The organism is Advenella kashmirensis W13003 (genome assembly GCF_000506985.1).
Classification (GTDB): domain Bacteria; phylum Pseudomonadota; class Gammaproteobacteria; order Burkholderiales; family Burkholderiaceae_B; genus Advenella; species Advenella kashmirensis_A.
Genome location: NZ_KI650981.1, coordinates 126,568 through 141,308, shown reverse-complemented (window position 1 = coordinate 141,308; position 14,741 = coordinate 126,568). Strand labels below are relative to the sequence as shown.

General features: G+C 53.3%; 16 protein-coding genes and 1 tRNA gene. 4 read left to right on the top strand and 13 right to left on the bottom strand.

Annotated features, from left to right (window positions below):
- Window positions 1–7: 7 nt before the first annotated feature.
- The 3 genes from W822_RS40240 to W822_RS45960 all read left to right on the top strand — a co-directional run bounded on the left by W822_RS40240 (window position 8) and on the right by W822_RS45960 (window position 2,422).
- The gene (locus W822_RS40240; RefSeq protein ID WP_024006410.1) at window positions 8–973 is read left to right on the top strand and encodes a DUF2806 domain-containing protein; all 966 of its coding nucleotides are present in this window, start codon (window positions 8–10) and stop codon (window positions 971–973) included.
- A 281-nt stretch (window positions 974–1,254) separates the two neighbouring features.
- Window positions 1,255–1,767, top strand: coding sequence for a hypothetical protein (locus W822_RS40235; RefSeq protein WP_024006409.1), 513 nt, complete (start codon window positions 1,255–1,257; stop codon window positions 1,765–1,767).
- 133 nt (window positions 1,768–1,900) lie between these two features.
- Window positions 1,901–2,422 (top strand): hypothetical protein, encoded by a 522-nt coding sequence (locus W822_RS45960; RefSeq protein WP_024006408.1) that lies wholly within the window; start codon window positions 1,901–1,903, stop codon window positions 2,420–2,422.
- Between the two features lie 375 nt (window positions 2,423–2,797).
- Here W822_RS45960 and W822_RS40220 read toward each other — a convergent pair.
- The 7 genes from W822_RS40220 to tyrS all read right to left on the bottom strand — a co-directional run bounded on the left by W822_RS40220 (window position 2,798) and on the right by tyrS (window position 8,645).
- A tRNA-Ser gene (locus W822_RS40220) sits at window positions 2,798–2,885 on the bottom strand.
- Window positions 2,886–2,958: 73 nt separating this feature from the next.
- Entirely contained in the window at window positions 2,959–3,564 is a 606-nt protein-coding gene (locus W822_RS40215) for a riboflavin synthase (protein WP_024006406.1), read from the bottom strand.
- Between the two features lie 2 nt (window positions 3,565–3,566).
- On the bottom strand, window positions 3,567–4,706 hold the full coding sequence (ribD, locus tag W822_RS40210; protein WP_024006405.1) for a bifunctional diaminohydroxyphosphoribosylaminopyrimidine deaminase/5-amino-6-(5-phosphoribosylamino)uracil reductase RibD: 1,140 nt from the start codon (window positions 4,704–4,706) through the stop codon (window positions 3,567–3,569).
- Window positions 4,707–4,798: 92 nt separating this feature from the next.
- Window positions 4,799–5,296, bottom strand: coding sequence for a transcriptional regulator NrdR (gene nrdR / locus W822_RS40205; RefSeq protein ID WP_024006404.1), 498 nt, complete (start codon window positions 5,294–5,296; stop codon window positions 4,799–4,801).
- Window positions 5,297–5,352: 56 nt separating this feature from the next.
- Window positions 5,353–6,597 (bottom strand): serine hydroxymethyltransferase, encoded by a 1,245-nt coding sequence (gene glyA, locus W822_RS40200; protein ID WP_024006403.1) that lies wholly within the window; start codon window positions 6,595–6,597, stop codon window positions 5,353–5,355.
- Between the two features lie 37 nt (window positions 6,598–6,634).
- The gene (locus W822_RS40195; RefSeq protein WP_024006402.1) at window positions 6,635–7,264 is read right to left on the bottom strand and encodes a YbhB/YbcL family Raf kinase inhibitor-like protein; all 630 of its coding nucleotides are present in this window, start codon (window positions 7,262–7,264) and stop codon (window positions 6,635–6,637) included.
- A 151-nt stretch (window positions 7,265–7,415) separates the two neighbouring features.
- A complete protein-coding gene (tyrS, locus tag W822_RS40190; RefSeq protein ID WP_024006400.1) occupies window positions 7,416–8,645 on the bottom strand; it encodes a tyrosine--tRNA ligase in 1,230 nt (409 codons plus the stop codon).
- 139 nt (window positions 8,646–8,784) lie between these two features.
- Between tyrS and W822_RS40185 the strand changes: the two genes are divergently transcribed.
- Window positions 8,785–9,900, top strand: coding sequence for an anhydro-N-acetylmuramic acid kinase (locus W822_RS40185; protein WP_155848189.1), 1,116 nt, complete (start codon window positions 8,785–8,787; stop codon window positions 9,898–9,900).
- A 233-nt stretch (window positions 9,901–10,133) separates the two neighbouring features.
- Here W822_RS40185 and erpA read toward each other — a convergent pair whose 3' ends face one another.
- From erpA to W822_RS40155, 6 genes are all read right to left on the bottom strand, one after another.
- Window positions 10,134–10,502: an iron-sulfur cluster insertion protein ErpA gene (erpA, locus tag W822_RS40180; RefSeq protein ID WP_024006398.1), complete on the bottom strand. Its 369-nt coding sequence runs from the start codon at window positions 10,500–10,502 to the stop codon at window positions 10,134–10,136.
- Window positions 10,503–10,564: 62 nt separating this feature from the next.
- Entirely contained in the window at window positions 10,565–11,275 is a 711-nt protein-coding gene (locus tag W822_RS40175; protein ID WP_024006397.1) for a DUF6776 family protein, read from the bottom strand.
- A gap of 16 nt (window positions 11,276–11,291) precedes the next feature.
- The gene (gene argC / locus W822_RS40170) at window positions 11,292–12,347 is read right to left on the bottom strand and encodes an N-acetyl-gamma-glutamyl-phosphate reductase (RefSeq protein WP_024006396.1); all 1,056 of its coding nucleotides are present in this window, start codon (window positions 12,345–12,347) and stop codon (window positions 11,292–11,294) included.
- A gap of 99 nt (window positions 12,348–12,446) precedes the next feature.
- Window positions 12,447–12,839, bottom strand: coding sequence for a 30S ribosomal protein S9 (rpsI, locus tag W822_RS40165; RefSeq protein WP_024006395.1), 393 nt, complete (start codon window positions 12,837–12,839; stop codon window positions 12,447–12,449).
- Window positions 12,840–12,848: 9 nt separating this feature from the next.
- The gene (gene rplM, locus W822_RS40160; protein WP_024006394.1) at window positions 12,849–13,277 is read right to left on the bottom strand and encodes a 50S ribosomal protein L13; all 429 of its coding nucleotides are present in this window, start codon (window positions 13,275–13,277) and stop codon (window positions 12,849–12,851) included.
- Window positions 13,278–13,634: 357 nt separating this feature from the next.
- Window positions 13,635–14,735: a TRAP transporter substrate-binding protein gene (locus W822_RS40155; RefSeq protein WP_024006393.1), complete on the bottom strand. Its 1,101-nt coding sequence runs from the start codon at window positions 14,733–14,735 to the stop codon at window positions 13,635–13,637.
- Window positions 14,736–14,741: the final 6 nt, after the last annotated feature.

Genomic DNA, 14,741 nt, shown 5'->3' with positions numbered 1-14,741 from the left:
AGAGGATATGGCATCAGATCCAACAGGCGGGATAATCGCTACAATTTTCGGAACTGCAGCAAAGGGACTCGATTACTTCGGAAGCGCAGCAAAAATTAGACGAGATTCGCCGGAACTGATTAAACACAACGTCGCAAACTATATTGCAATGGAAGCTGCAAAGGACCATGTTGAGAGGTTAAGACAAGGACTAATTGAAGAACAACTGAAGCCAGATGGAAGAAAAGAGCCGTACATTTACGGTTTGGAATTGGTAGATTTGAATCAGAAGGCAGATGCGTTGCAGAAAGAAATGAACGTGTCGAAAAGCGTGCAACATGCGCTTGAGGTGCTTCAACAATCGAAATCTGAGCCGACTGAAGAGCAAATCGATCCAGATTGGTCTTTTAAATGGAAAGATTATGCCAGCCATGTGTCTTCCGACGAAATGAGGATGCTTTGGGGAAAAATTTTAGCTGGTGAATTAGAGAGGCCAGGAAGATTTTCTTTTAATACTCTCCATGTGATGAGTCGGCTAGGCAAGAATGATGCGGAAATATTCTTAAATCTCGCTTCCTTGGCTACTTGGGAAACCGAGCGGGCTTTTCTCATTACAGAAGATAATATATTTTATGAATACGGTGTTCCATATTTGACGCAGCTCGAATTGGAAGATTTAGGCTTGCTTTTATCAGCGGGAAGCGTTCGAAGATTTAAAGATGGGTATTGGTTTCATATTGGTGGAGGTCAGGCAATTGTAATCAAAAATAAAGGAGACAAAACGCCCGAAGTACACACCAAGTTATTCACACAGGCTGGTCGTGAGTTGTTGAATTTGGTTCAAGCTGACGCGAATTTAGATTATTTCCAGAAGATTGGCGCCTGCGTTGCTAACAAACTTAAGTGTGAATTTATTATTGCTAAACATATTCAAATCGAGGGCACGCGGCTAAGGTGGAGCCGTGACACAGAGATAAGGATTGCCCCTCAGTAATGGGCGCGTTACGATGTGGTATCTACTCCGCGTCAACCGGCCAAGTTAATTGACGCGCAACGGCCAAGACAGTTGACGTTGAACAACACATCCCAGGTCCATTGTTAGAGAGTAACTTTGAATGGGACAAAGATAAGGAAGAACCAATCACTAAGCCAAAAAATGTCTTGATCAACTGGGCGGCAATATCAAGGACTAAAGTCGAAGGTTTTCCGTGAGATCTCGGCCTAACTATCTAGTCAACAATTCGAAGCCTAAATTGATACAAGCTTGGAAACGATATGCATGAATTTGACGAACTTGCTGAACATTGCGCAATTTTCACTCTCGATGCCTTACGAATTGCAAATGAGGCCACAGTAGAAGCTCTACATACGAGCGGGGCCACACGGCTCGTTCAAACACTCAAGATGATACAGCTGCAGAAAGTAATTTTGGCGGTTGGGATGTTCTCAATTTTCGAGGCAAGCTTACAGAGTCGTTTGGACTGCAGAGACGGCTTCCGCGAGGCCAAAAGTGAATTAGAACGACAAGGCGAAAATGACTTGAAAGAGGGCTTTGAAGACTTGATAGATGCTATCAATGCGCTCAAACACGGAGAAGGTCGCAGCTATAAGAAGCTCGTTGCGAAAGCAAAAAAATTACCCTTTCGCGTGAAACAGCCGAATGAAGCATTTTACTTTGAAGGAGATATTTCCGAGCCAGACACTCTTATTCAAGTGGACGACGCATTCGTACAACATTGTGGCACAGTGATTAGTACCGTATATAAAGTAGTAATAGGTAGAAATTAATCGCACATTGAACAATATAGACTGTGCCCTGCCCGCTCCGGCGGGTTTTATTTAACTGTCCTTCTTGTTGAGCAATAAATGCGTAACGAGTCTCCTGGACGTTAATCGAGGCTGAATAAATTAGGATAAAAATATGAGCAAAGGACTCAACAATAAACTTGCAGGGCAAGTCGGTGAATTTCTGGTTTGTGCCGAATTAGGGCGGCGAGGATACATAGCCACATCATTTACAGGTAACGTACCAGAGTTTGACCTTATCGTGGCTGACAATTCACTCAAAACCCTTCCCGTCCAAGTAAAAACATCTCGAGGCATCAGTTGGCCAACATCCGCGAACCTATGGATTAATATAGAAATTGATGAAGAGAACAGGCGTCAAATCGATGGTGGAAACCACTCAATACCAAATCCAGATTTAATATACGTTTGCGTATTGCTTGCAATGCCCGATACGGATCAAAAAGATAGGTTCTTCATCTTGAAGAAAAGTGATTTGCAAAATATTTGCGCAAACAATTACCGAGAATTTATATCTAAACATTCCTGGCGCCGCCCGCGGAACTTTAGATCCCTGGACAATAGATACTATGCAAGTGATTTGGAGCCCCACGAAAACAACTGGGAGTTGTTCTCAGAGCAGCTTGCATTGAAGTAGATTTCAATAATTTTTAAGCCGATCTAGCTAGAGTTCGATCAAAATAGCTACGTTTCCCGTCCCGTTTCGCAAACCCCACACCACAGCCACAAACTGATGTGGCTTCTTCGCCTACGCCAGTATGATGCTCTCGGCTGGAGAGCATCCGATGTGGGTTGCTGATCAAATGGGACATGCAGACTGGACAATGATTGCGAAAGTGTACGGCAAGTGGATGCCAGATGCCAATATTGCCGCGGGTGAAAAGGCTGTGGACACATTTTCATGAGTGGCGTAATAGTGGCAAAACCCACCACAAACAGCCATAATCCAGCACAATCAGGCAAAATCCAAATTTTATAACTTATTGATTTTATTGGATTTGCTGTGTAACACTGGCGGGTTGGGGGGGATTCGAACCCCCGATACGTTACCGTATACACGCTTTCCAAGCGTGCGCCTTCAGCCACTCGGCCACCGACCCTGATATTCAGAACGCTACTGCGAGCCTTGCCTTATTAACCACTCAGCCACGACCCCGTTCTCGACATAGCCTGCTATTTTAGCATCCTTTCGACATAACGCGCAATCATATCAATCTCAAGATTCACTTTAGACCCCGCTTTCAGTTGCCCGAGTGTAGTGACCTGCAACGTATGCGGAATGATGTTGATGCTGATTTCACAGCCATTCGCATTATCTTCAACTGAATTGACGGTCAAACTCACCCCATTGACCGTCACGGAACCCTTGTAAGCCAGGTATTTCGACAATTCAGTCGGTACCTGAATCCGCAACTCGTGCGATTCCCCGACCTCGTCAAACCGAGTGACTTCACCCATGCCGTCCACATGGCCCGAGACCAGATGCCCGTCCAGGGAATCGCCCAGCTTGAGCGAACGCTCCAGGTTTACACTGCCCACGGCATCCAGCCCCGTGGTTTTGTCGAGACTTTCACGTGAGACGTCAACCTGGAAGGTGCCCTGCTCCTGTGATACGACTGTCATGCAGGCGCCCTGCACAGCGATTGAATCGCCCAGCCCGATGCCGGACATATCAAAATTATTGGCTTCGATGGTCAGATGCACGCCATCGTCGGCGCTCGCCCCGGCCGGCTTGACTTCGCTGATGCGGCCCACGCCGCTGATGATTCCTGTAAACATGCTTACTCCGTGTCTGACGTCGGTGTTGCGCCAGATTGCAATTGTAATTGATTCCAGCGCATGGGCAGTCTGGCGCGCAGGCGCAGGTCATCGCCACACGCTGTGGTATCGAAAAAGGCAAATTGATAGGCATCGGCCAGGACTGTAAACGGTCGGTGTGCGACAGCCGAACGGGCCTCGCCCAGGATCTTCGGCGCCATGTAGACCAGCAATTCGTCAACACAGCCTGCCTGCAACAATGCGCCGTTAAGACCCGGCCCGGCTTCCACATGCACCTCGTTGATATCCTGCTGACCCAGCCAGGCCATGACGGCCTTCAGATCAACATGATTGTTTTTCTCTGCCACTGTAATGACGCGCACATTGCGGGCTGCCAGACGTGCTGCCTTGTCAGCGTTGTACTCGGTCACAAAAATCCAGACAGGGCCACCGTCAAACAGCCGAGCGTCTTCGTCGATAGCAAACTGGCTGTCGATGACCGCGCGGACCGGCTGTCGGGGGGTGTCGACGCCGCGCACTGTGAGCAAAGGGTCATCGTCGCGAACCGTCCCTGAGCCCGTCAGAATGACGCACGCACGGGCGCGCCAGTGGTGACCGTCGAGTCGGGCGGCGCTGCCGGTAATCCACTGGGAGCGACCGTTATTCAACGCGACCTTGCCATCCAGAGTGCTGGCGATTTTCATGCGCACCCAGGGGCGCTGTATGCTCATGCGCGAGACGAATCCCGGGTTGATTTCCAGTGCCTGTTCCAGACCCAGCCCAAGATCAACGATAATGCCAGCTTCCTGTAACTTGCGGATTCCCGCGCCACTTACCAACGGGTTGGGGTCGCGGGCAGCAATCACGACCCGCGCCGGTTCGACGGCCAGCAGAGCATCGACGCAAGGTGGTGTGCGGCCATAGTGGCTGCAGGGTTCAAGGGTGACATAAAAGGTGGTACCACGCAGCTCGTGGCCCTTTTGTTGGGCGTCACGAATGGCGCAGACTTCGGCGTGCGGCCCGCCTGGCGGCTGGGTAGCGCCCTCGCCAAGAATCTGCCCGTTACTGACGATCACGCAGCCAACGCGCGGATTGGGACTGGTGCTCACCATCACGCTTCGGGCAAGTTCCAGCGCCCGATTCATATAATCCTGGTCAGTCATTGATGAGGTTTCCGATAGTCAGAGAACGATTCGCGTTCTGGCGCAGACGCATAGCACAGAGCCGCCTGTTGTCGCCATACCCATACGCGCCCTCAGGCTGCGCCGGAAGAATCGGCGCGACCACCGTTGTGTGGCTTGACCGGCTTTTGCATTTCCTTGATGGCATTGACGAACTCTTCAATATCCTGAAAGCTCTTGTAGACCGAAGCAAATCGCACATAGGCAACCTGATCCAACTGCTTGAGCTCATTCATGACCAGTTCACCGATATGGTCGGTGGACACTTCCTTTTCCGGGATGTTGAGCAGGGTTTCCTGGATACGTGCAACGGCACGCTCCAGCAATTCCGTGCTGACCGGACGCTTGCGCAGCGCCAGCCGCAGACTGGCCTGCAGCTTGGCAGGATCGAATTCAACACGGGTGCCGTTGCGCTTGACCACAGCCGGCATGGCCAATTCGATCCGTTCGTAAGTCGTGAAACGCCGGTCGCAGGACAGGCAACGGCGACGCCGACGAATCGTGTCGCCCTCTTCGGATACCCGCGAGTCCATAACCTGTGTATCGTGGTGTGAACAAAACGGGCATTTCATATTGCAGAAGTCCTGTGCCGGGCAATGGCGTTATCGCGTAGAGGTTGACGCGCGATTTATTTGTAAACAGGGAAGCGCGCAGTAAGTTCGTTCACTTTAGCACGAACCGCCGCGATATTGGCTTCATCATCGGGATTATCCAGGACATCGGCAATCAGGTTGGCGGTCAACTCTGCTTCGGCTTCAGAGAATCCGCGTGTTGTCATGGCCGGTGTTCCCAGGCGGATACCGCTGGTCACAAATGGTTTTTCCGGATCATTCGGAATGGCATTTTTATTGACCGTGATATGCGCATCACCCAGGCGGGCTTCTGCAACTTTACCGGTAATGCCTTTGGCGCGCAGGTCCACCAGCATGACGTGGCTCTCGGTTTTGCCGGACACAATACGCAAGCCGCGCTTGACCAGTGTGTCGGCCAGCACCTTGGCGTTGGCCACGACCTGTGCCGCGTAGGTCGAAAACTCGGGGCTGAGTGCTTCTTTGAATGCGACGGCCTTGCCGGCGATCACGTGCATGAGCGGACCACCCTGAATGCCGGGGAAGATGGCGGAATTGATGATCTTTTCGTACTCGGCCTTCATCATGATGACGCCGCCGCGAGGGCCACGCAATGATTTGTGCGTTGTGGACGTCACAAAGTCAGCATGAGGAACCGGGTTCGGGTATTGCCCACCTGCGACCAGACCTGCATAGTGAGCGATATCGACCATCAGGTATGCGCCATTGTCGCGGGCGATCTTCGCCAGGCGTTCGAAATCGATTTGCAGTGAATAGGCAGAAGCGCCGGCCACAATCATCTTGGGTTTGTGTTCTTTGGCCAGTTGTTCTACCTGGGCGTAGTTGAGTACTTCGTTCTCGTCCAGTCCATAGGGGATGAAGTTGTACAGTTTGCCCGACGCGTTGACAGAGGCGCCGTGTGTCAGGTGCCCACCCTCGGCCAGGCTCATGCCCAGCACGGTATCGCCGGGTTTGAGCACGGCCATGTAAACGCCCTGGTTGGCTTGCGAACCGGAATTAGGCTGTACGTTGACCGCTTCTGCACCGAACAGCTCTTTCAGGCGGCTGATGGCCAGTTCTTCTGCAATATCCACAAACTCGCAACCACCATAATAGCGCTTGCCAGGATAGCCTTCTGCGTATTTGTTGGTCAGTTGAGTACCCTGCGCCTGCATGACTGCCGGGCTGGTGTAGTTTTCAGAAGCAATCAGCTCAATGTGCTGCTCCTGACGTGTGTTTTCCTTTTGAATGGCACTCCAGAGTTCAGGATCTACCTTGTCAAGAGTTAGAGAGCGGTCAAACATAACGTATCCTATAATAAATCGCTTAGATGAATAAAATTTAAAATGAAACCTTGGGATTCAGCGAGTACAGACCCATGACCGTCGCCTGGCCCAGCACGTGCGGCTCAATGGCCTGGGCGACATCGGCGCAGGTGAAACGACCGGTCAGCGGCAGCGATTCGATGTCCAGCGCATAGACCGTAAAGTAATAGCGGTGTACCAGCGCATCGTTAAAGGGTGGGCACGGACCGTCATAACCGAAGTAGTCGCCTTCCATATCGTGATCACCTGCAAACCAGTTGGTGAAGTCATTCACACCCTGGCGCATGTCTTTGGCTGCCAGCGGGCCGCTTTTCCCTTTTGGTGTCACGCCGCTGGAAAACTCGCCTTCGGCGATCTCGGTGACAGAGGCGGGAATATCGATCAGGCCCCAGTGATAGAAATCTACCCGAGGCAGATCGGCAGGCACTTCGCGATCGGCCTGGTTGACGTCATCGGGTTTGCTGGGTACGTCTTTGTCCACACACAAAACCACGAAAGAGCGGGTGCCCTCTGGAATATCGGACCAGGCCAGATGCGGATTCTTGTTATCCGACAGAATCATGTGCGTCTGAGCGTCTGGTTTGGCAAAAGCATTGACCGGACTGATTGCTTTTTCGTTCTCAAATGACTGGCTGTTGAGTTTCATGACATCCCCTCACATTCAATAAAACAGATCAAAACCGCGCTGTTGGCGCGGCAAGGCACGTCAGGCAACGTGGCTTGTGTTGCCTGTCGTTTTCTTTGCCAGCTGCGACATCAATCTGCCGCGCTGACCGCTCATGATGGAAAAATATCCATCAGGCATTTACCGTTACCCTTGCAAATTTACGTTTACCGACCTGCACCACATATGTTCCTGCGCCCAACTGCAGATTCTTGTCTTCCACACGCTGGGAATCGACCCGCACACCGCCCTGTTGCACATTGCGGCCGGCTTCGGTGCCCGAACTGGCCAGGCCGGCTTCTTTCAGAATGCGCAGAATGCCAAGCGGCGCGGGTCCGAGATTGATTTCGGGCATGTCGTCCGGAATGGCGCCATCGCGGAAACGCGCCTCGAAGTTGGCCAATGCACTTTGGGCATCGGCCTTGGAATGAAAACGCCCGATGATTTCCTGGGCCAGCTCTACCTTCACATCGCGCGGGTTTTTACCCTCTTTGACCTGCTGCGCAAGTGTAGCAATGTCCTGCAGCGACTTGAATGAAAGTAATTCATAATAACGCCACATTAATGTATCGGAAATGGACATGAGCTTGCCGAACATGGAGTCCGGGGTTTCTGTAATGCCGATATAGTTGTTCTTGGACTTGGACATTTTGTCGACCCCGTCCAGGCCCTCCAGCAGCGGCATAGTCAGAATGCACTGGGCCGGCTGGCCATATTCTTTTTGCAGTTCGCGCCCGACCAGCAGGTTGAATTTCTGGTCGGTTCCGCCCAACTCGAGATCAGCCTTGAGCGCGACCGAGTCGTAGCCCTGCATGAGCGGGTAAAGGAATTCATGAACCGAAATGGGAATACCCCCCTTGAAACGCTTGGTGAAGTCGTCGCGCTCCATCATGCGGGCGACCGTATAGCGGGACGCCAACTGGATCATGCCGCGGGCGCCCAGGGGGTCGCACCATTCGGAGTTGTAGCGCACCTCGGTGCGTGCAGGGTCCAGGACTTTGCTGGCCTGTTCGTAATAGGTTTTGGCGTTGACTTCGATCTGCTCGCGCGTGAGTGGCGGACGGGTCGCATTGCGGCCACTGGGATCGCCGATCATGGATGTGAAATCGCCAATCAGGAAAATGACGTTATGGCCCATGTCCTGCAGCTGGCGCATTTTATTGAGCACTACCGTGTGCCCCAGGTGGATGTCGGGTGCAGTGGGATCCAGACCCAGCTTGATGCGCAGCGGCGTACCGGTGTTGCGACTGTTTTGCAGCTTGACGGCAAATTCTGACTGGACCAGCAATTCATCGCAGCCGCGCAGGACTGTTTGCAGGTCGTTTTCAACTTCCGGACTGATTGGTAATTCTGGTGATGACATAAATTTCGGGTTCCTGGGGCGCGGACAGATGGGCGAATGAGCGGGGTTGGCGACAAACCAAGGCATACAACAGCCTATTTCAACCCATTTGCGCATATTTCAATGTTAAATTATACCCTTTTCGGCCAGGCAGATGCTTATGACGCAAGCGCACGAACCCCGCTATTTTATTGGCCTGATGTCGGGCACCAGCACCGATGGCGCTGACGGCGTGCTGGCAGCGTTTTCCGATGCCAAGCCGCCGCAAATCATCGCGCAGGCATCCCGCGCTTTGCCTGATCATCTGAAAAAAGAATTGCTGGATTTAAACCGCGCCGGCTCCAACGAGCTGGAGCGGGCCGGACTGGCCGCCTGCGCGCTGGCCGATCTGTATGCACAGGTCGTACACGACCTGCTGGCGCAGGCGCAACTGCCCGCCTCGGCGGTCACTGCCATCGGCGCGCACGGACAAACGGTCAGGCATCGCCCCGAATTGGGATTCACGATTCAATTGAATGCGCCAGCCCGCCTTGCCGAGGCGACGGCCATTGCTGTGATCGCGGATTTTCGCAGCCGCGACGTGGCAGCCGGTGGTCAGGGCGCGCCACTGGTGCCCGCTTTTCACGAAGCCATTTTTGCGTCCGACCAGACGGTTACGGTACTCAATCTGGGTGGCATTGCCAATATCAGCGTGATTCGTCCCGGGCACGAAGTGATCGGATTCGATACGGGGCCGGCCAATGTGCTACTGGATATGTGGTGCCAGGCGCATACCGGCCAGCCATATGATGATGCAGGCGCTTGGTCTGCCGGCGGTCAGGTGGACACTCCATTGTTGCAAACACTGATAAACAATGAGCCCTGGCTGGCGCTCCCGCCACCTAAATCCACGGGACGTGATCTGTTCAACCTTGAGTGGCTGCAGGCGCGACTGGGCGGATTTTCCAGTCTTTCAGCGCAGGATGTACAGGCGACGCTGCGCGCTTTTACTGCGGAAACCGTCGCTCAGGCCATTCGCACCCATGCCGCCGATACGCGCGCCCTGATCGTCTGCGGTGGCGGCACCGGCAACCGGGCGTTGCTCGACGACCTGCAGGCGCACCTGCCCGACATCCCGCTGAGTACCAGCGACGAGCACGGGATTCCCTCGCAAGCCATGGAAGCGCTGGCCTTTGCCTGGCTCGCCCATGCATTTATGTCCGGACACGCCGCGGGGACGCCATCAGTGACCGGTGCTCGCAAAAAAACCATACTGGGATGTCTGTATCCCGCCTGAGCGGTTACCAAGACAGGAAAAAGACGCAAAAAAACCGGCCACTCAGTGCACCGGTTTTTTTGGGAAGGCCCATTTGAACAGCAAAGCCACCACACATCGCTTAAGCGCATGTCAGTGACATCCGCTGACTGGCTGTTGTGGCTGTTGCGCATGCAGATAGCGCGGGCTTTTGTCCCGCACGATCAAGCCAGCGTCGGCGGGTGAATCTGCCGACGCACACGTTTCTGACTGACTTAAACCGAGAATGAAGAGCCGCAACCGCAAGTTGTGGTTGCGTTCGGATTGCGAATCACGAACTGCGAGCCTTCAATATCTTCCTTGTAGTCGATCTCGGCACCCACCAGATACTGGAAGCTCATGGGATCAACCAGCAGTTGCACCCCGTTTTTATCAATGGTGGTGTCGTCTTCGTTGACGACCTCATCGAACGTGAACCCATACTGGAAGCCGGAACAACCGCCACCCTGCACAAAGACGCGCAGTTTCAGCTCGGGATTACCTTCATCGATCAGCAGGTCTTTGACCTTTGTGGCTGCCGCTTCGGTAAAAAGCAATGGCACGGGAGGGGCTTGCAGATCGACAGATTCGAGAACAGTACTCATTTTTAGACTCCTGGTGGGATACAGCCACCGTTAGCAGAACTTCATTTTACCATAGGGCGCAATCAGGGCGACAATTCGGAGGTACGCGAGACGCGTACCGTCTTGCCCTCGAGCACGCGCATGGTGATCTTATGGGGAACGAATCCTTCGGGGAACATCAACAAGCCCTGAATTCGCTGAATAGTTTCAAAATTCAATTCCAATATGGGAGCAGGAGGAATTTTTTTCAAGTCGGTAACCGGCGGAATGCTGTCTAAGCCGGTGCTGGCATGCTCCACGGTGTCCGGGATCAGGTCTACCGTGGCCTCTTTGCCTTTCAGCATACCGGTTGCCGTGAACTTGAGCTCGCCCTTGAAGACCGTTCCCGCCTGCGCCTGGCGCGACACCAGCACTTTGAAACGCACCCGCCGCCCTTCAACGACCGCATCAAAACCACGCACACTGATTGCCCCTTGCGGCCCGGCAGGCACCAGCTGATCGTAAAACGACAATTGCTCGGAGGTCCGCGACAAATCGTCCTGCAGCTTCTTGACCTGGCTGCCATATTCGGCAATGGTCGCCTTGTCTATCGTGAGCTGTGCTTCTGAGGTATCCAGCCGACTCTGCAGCGCGGTCAGTTTGATTTTTTCCTGCATCAGCGCATGCGACAGCTCGTCTGACAGCTCGGACTTCTGGCTGAGCATTTCACGCTGCATCATGTTATGGGTATAGTAATACCCGCCACTGGCACCCAGCGTGACACCCACCAGAAACAGAAATCCGCGCGCGATCATGCTCATATCCGCGAAATCAAGGCAGAATGGCCACGCCGCCGAGTCCGGTCTGTTCGGGAAGACCAAAAAGCAGATTCATGTTTTGCACAGCCTGGCCTGCGGCACCCTTGACCAGATTATCCTGGATCACGATGATAATAAGCTGATTGCCGTTGCCGGGCCGGTGCACGGCAATCCGCAGCGTGTTTGACGCGCGAACGGAACGCGTTTCGGGCTGGCTGCCGGCCGGCATGACATCAACGAATGGTTCGTTGGCATAGCGGTTTTCGTACAGCGCCTGGAAATCAGTCTGCAGGGCTTCGTCGTTGATGGTCACGTAGATTGTAGACAGCATGCCGCGAATCATGGGCACCAGATGGGGCACGAACGTCAGCTTGACAGGTTCGCCGGCCAGTGTTGTCAATTGCTCTGTGATTTCCGGGTGATGCCGATGGCCAGCCACGCCATACGCCTTGAAATTGTCGCCGGCTTCGGAATACAGGGTGCTGACCTCGGCCTTGCGGCCCGCGCCCGACACACCGGACTTGCAGTCGGCAATAATGTTGTCGAGCTTGACCAGTTTTTTCTCCAGCAGCGGCGCCAGCCCCAGAATGACTGTGGTGGGATAGCAGCCCGGATTACCGATGACCCGCGCGTCGGCGATCCGCTTGCGGTTCAGCTCAACCAGGCCATAGGCGCTGTCGGCCAGAATATCGGGACAGCTATGCGGCATTTTGTACCATTTTTCGAAAACGGCGGTATCCTGCAGGCGAAAATCGGCAGCCAGATCAATGACCTTGACACCTGCGTCGATAAGTTCACGTGCCTGAGCCATGGCCACGCCATGCGGGGTGGCAAAAAAGACGACATCGCATTCGGTAAGCGCGGCGTTTTCCGGCGTCGAAAACGCCAGATCAACATGCCCACGCAGATTGGGGAACATATCGGATACCGGCATGCCCTCTTCCTTGCGCGATGTAATGGCATGCAGCTTGACGCCGGGATGCGCAGCCAGCAGTCGCAACAGCTCCACTCCCGTGTAACCCGTGCCACCCACAATACCTACTTTTACGGTTGAAGAGGAAGAAGCCATTTTGTCGTATCTCGTTTAATTTTTCGTGCAGAAAACTATTATAAAGAATCCAAAAGAAAAAGGCCGCAAAAGCGGCCTTTTCGACATATCCCGAAACAATTAGCGTTTGCTGAACTGCTTGCGACGACGTGCCTTGTGGAAACCCACTTTCTTACGCTCAACTTCACGAGCATCACGTGTCACAAAGCCGGCTTTTGACAGCGCAGGTTTGAGCGTCGCATCGTAGTCGATCAGTGCACGGGTGATACCGTGGCGCACTGCACCGGCCTGACCGCTTTCGCCGCCGCCGTGTACGTTGATGTGGAAATCGAATGATTCATTCAACTCGGTGAGCACCAGGGGCTGGCGTACAACCATGCGACCTGTTTCACGAGCGAAATACTGGTCAACCGGCTTGCCGTTGACAACAATATTGCCTGAACCTTTTTTCAGAAACACACGGGCAACTGACGTTTTACGACGGCCCGTTCCATAATTCCAATTACCGATCATGATTTATCCTTAAAATTCCAGCGTTTTAGGCTGCTGGGCAGTATGAGGATGCTCGGCACCCGCGTACACCTTGAGCTTCTTGATCATGGCGTAACCCAGGGGACCTTTTGGCAGCATGCCCTTAACGGCTTTTTCGATCGCACGACCAGGGAAACGCTCTTGCATTTTCCGGAAGTTGGTTTCGTAGATGCCGCCAGGATAGCCGGTATGACGGAAGTATTTTTTGTCTTCCGTTTTGGCGCCTGTTACAACGATATCAGCTGCGTTAATAATGACGATGTAATCGCCTGTGTCAACGTGAGGGGTAAATTCCGGCTTATGTTTACCGCGCAAACGGCGTGCAACTTCGCTGGCTACACGACCAAGGACTTTGCCTTTTGCATCAATAACATACCAGTCACGTTTGACTTCATGGGGCTTGGCCACAAAGGTCTTCATGATGTATTTCCTAAATTTTGAGTTTGAAGCGGACCGCAAGAGACGGGATACAGCCCCGCACCCTGTACAACAAAAGTGCAGGCGCCCAGCCTTGTTATCCGACGGTTTACCTGATTTGCCTGAACGTTATAAAAAAGAGACGACGCTCCGCGACAGTGCAAAGATACAGATAAGCCCGTGATATTAACACGCAGAATCATTTTTTTCAAACAAAACAATGAAATAGCGCTGATTTTGATGATAACCAGGGGGAAAGGGAGAAAAATATGTCTCGTGCCTGCGACAACAGGCATCGCAGAACTCGCAATCGGGCGGGTCGACATTGGGCGGCCGACATTGACCGCCCGGCGCTATGGTTTACTTGCGCGCCTGTGAAACGGCGTGCGCGACGTAACGGGTATAGGAACCTTCCACCACATTGAACCAGGGGATCAGATCGTCGCGATAAGACATATAGTCGGTCAGAATCGCCTTGAACGTTTCGTCCTTGTCTGAGTATTTTTTGTAGATTTCAGCCGTGGCCTTGAAGGAGGCATCCAGCATTTCTTTTGGGAACTCCTTGAGCACAGCGCCACCGGCGATCAAGCGACGCAGCGCCCCTGGGTTCATGGAATCGTACATGGCCATCATTTCAGTATGGGCACGAAGTGACGCGGATTCCACAATAGCCTGGTAGTGTTTGGGCAGCTTCTCGAAAGCGTCTTTATTGAAGTAGGCAGACACCTGAGCACCGCCCTCCCAGAATCCGGGATAGTAGTAGTACTTGGCCACTTTGTTAAAGCCAAGCTTTTCGTCGTCTAGCGGGCCGACAAACTCAACCGCATCAAGCGTGCCTTTTTCGAGCGATGGGTAGATGTCGCCACCGGCAATTTGCTGGGGGACGACGCCCAGCTTGGCCAGGACTTCGCCTGCCAGGCCGGCGGTACGCATTTTAAGGCCTTTCAGATCATCAAGCGATTTGATTTCCTTGCGAAACCAGCCGCCCATTTGGGTACCGGTATTGCCCAGGGGAAAGTTGACAATATTGACCGTACCGAACAAATCGCGCATCAGCTTCTTGCCGTTGCCTTCGAGCATCCAGGCGTTCAACTGACGGGCATTCAGGCCGAAAGGCACCGCCGTATCGAAACAAAATGACGGATTCTTGCCTAAATAGTAATAGCCGCAGGTGTGACCACCCTGCACGGTGCCGTTAGAGACGGCGTCCAGTACCTGCAGGGCCGGGACGATTTCACCCGCCGGAAACACGTCAATTTGCATCTTGCCATCTGTGGCTTCCTTAACGTATTTGGCAAAATTCTCACCCGAACCAAAAAGCGCCACCAGGCTGCGCGGGAAGCTGGACGCCATACGCCATTTGACTGAAGGGCTTTCCTGGGCAATGGCCGGTGCGGCAATAACGCCTGTACCCGCCACTGCGCCCAGGCCTGCTTTTTTAAGGAAGGAACGACGTTGCATAGAATT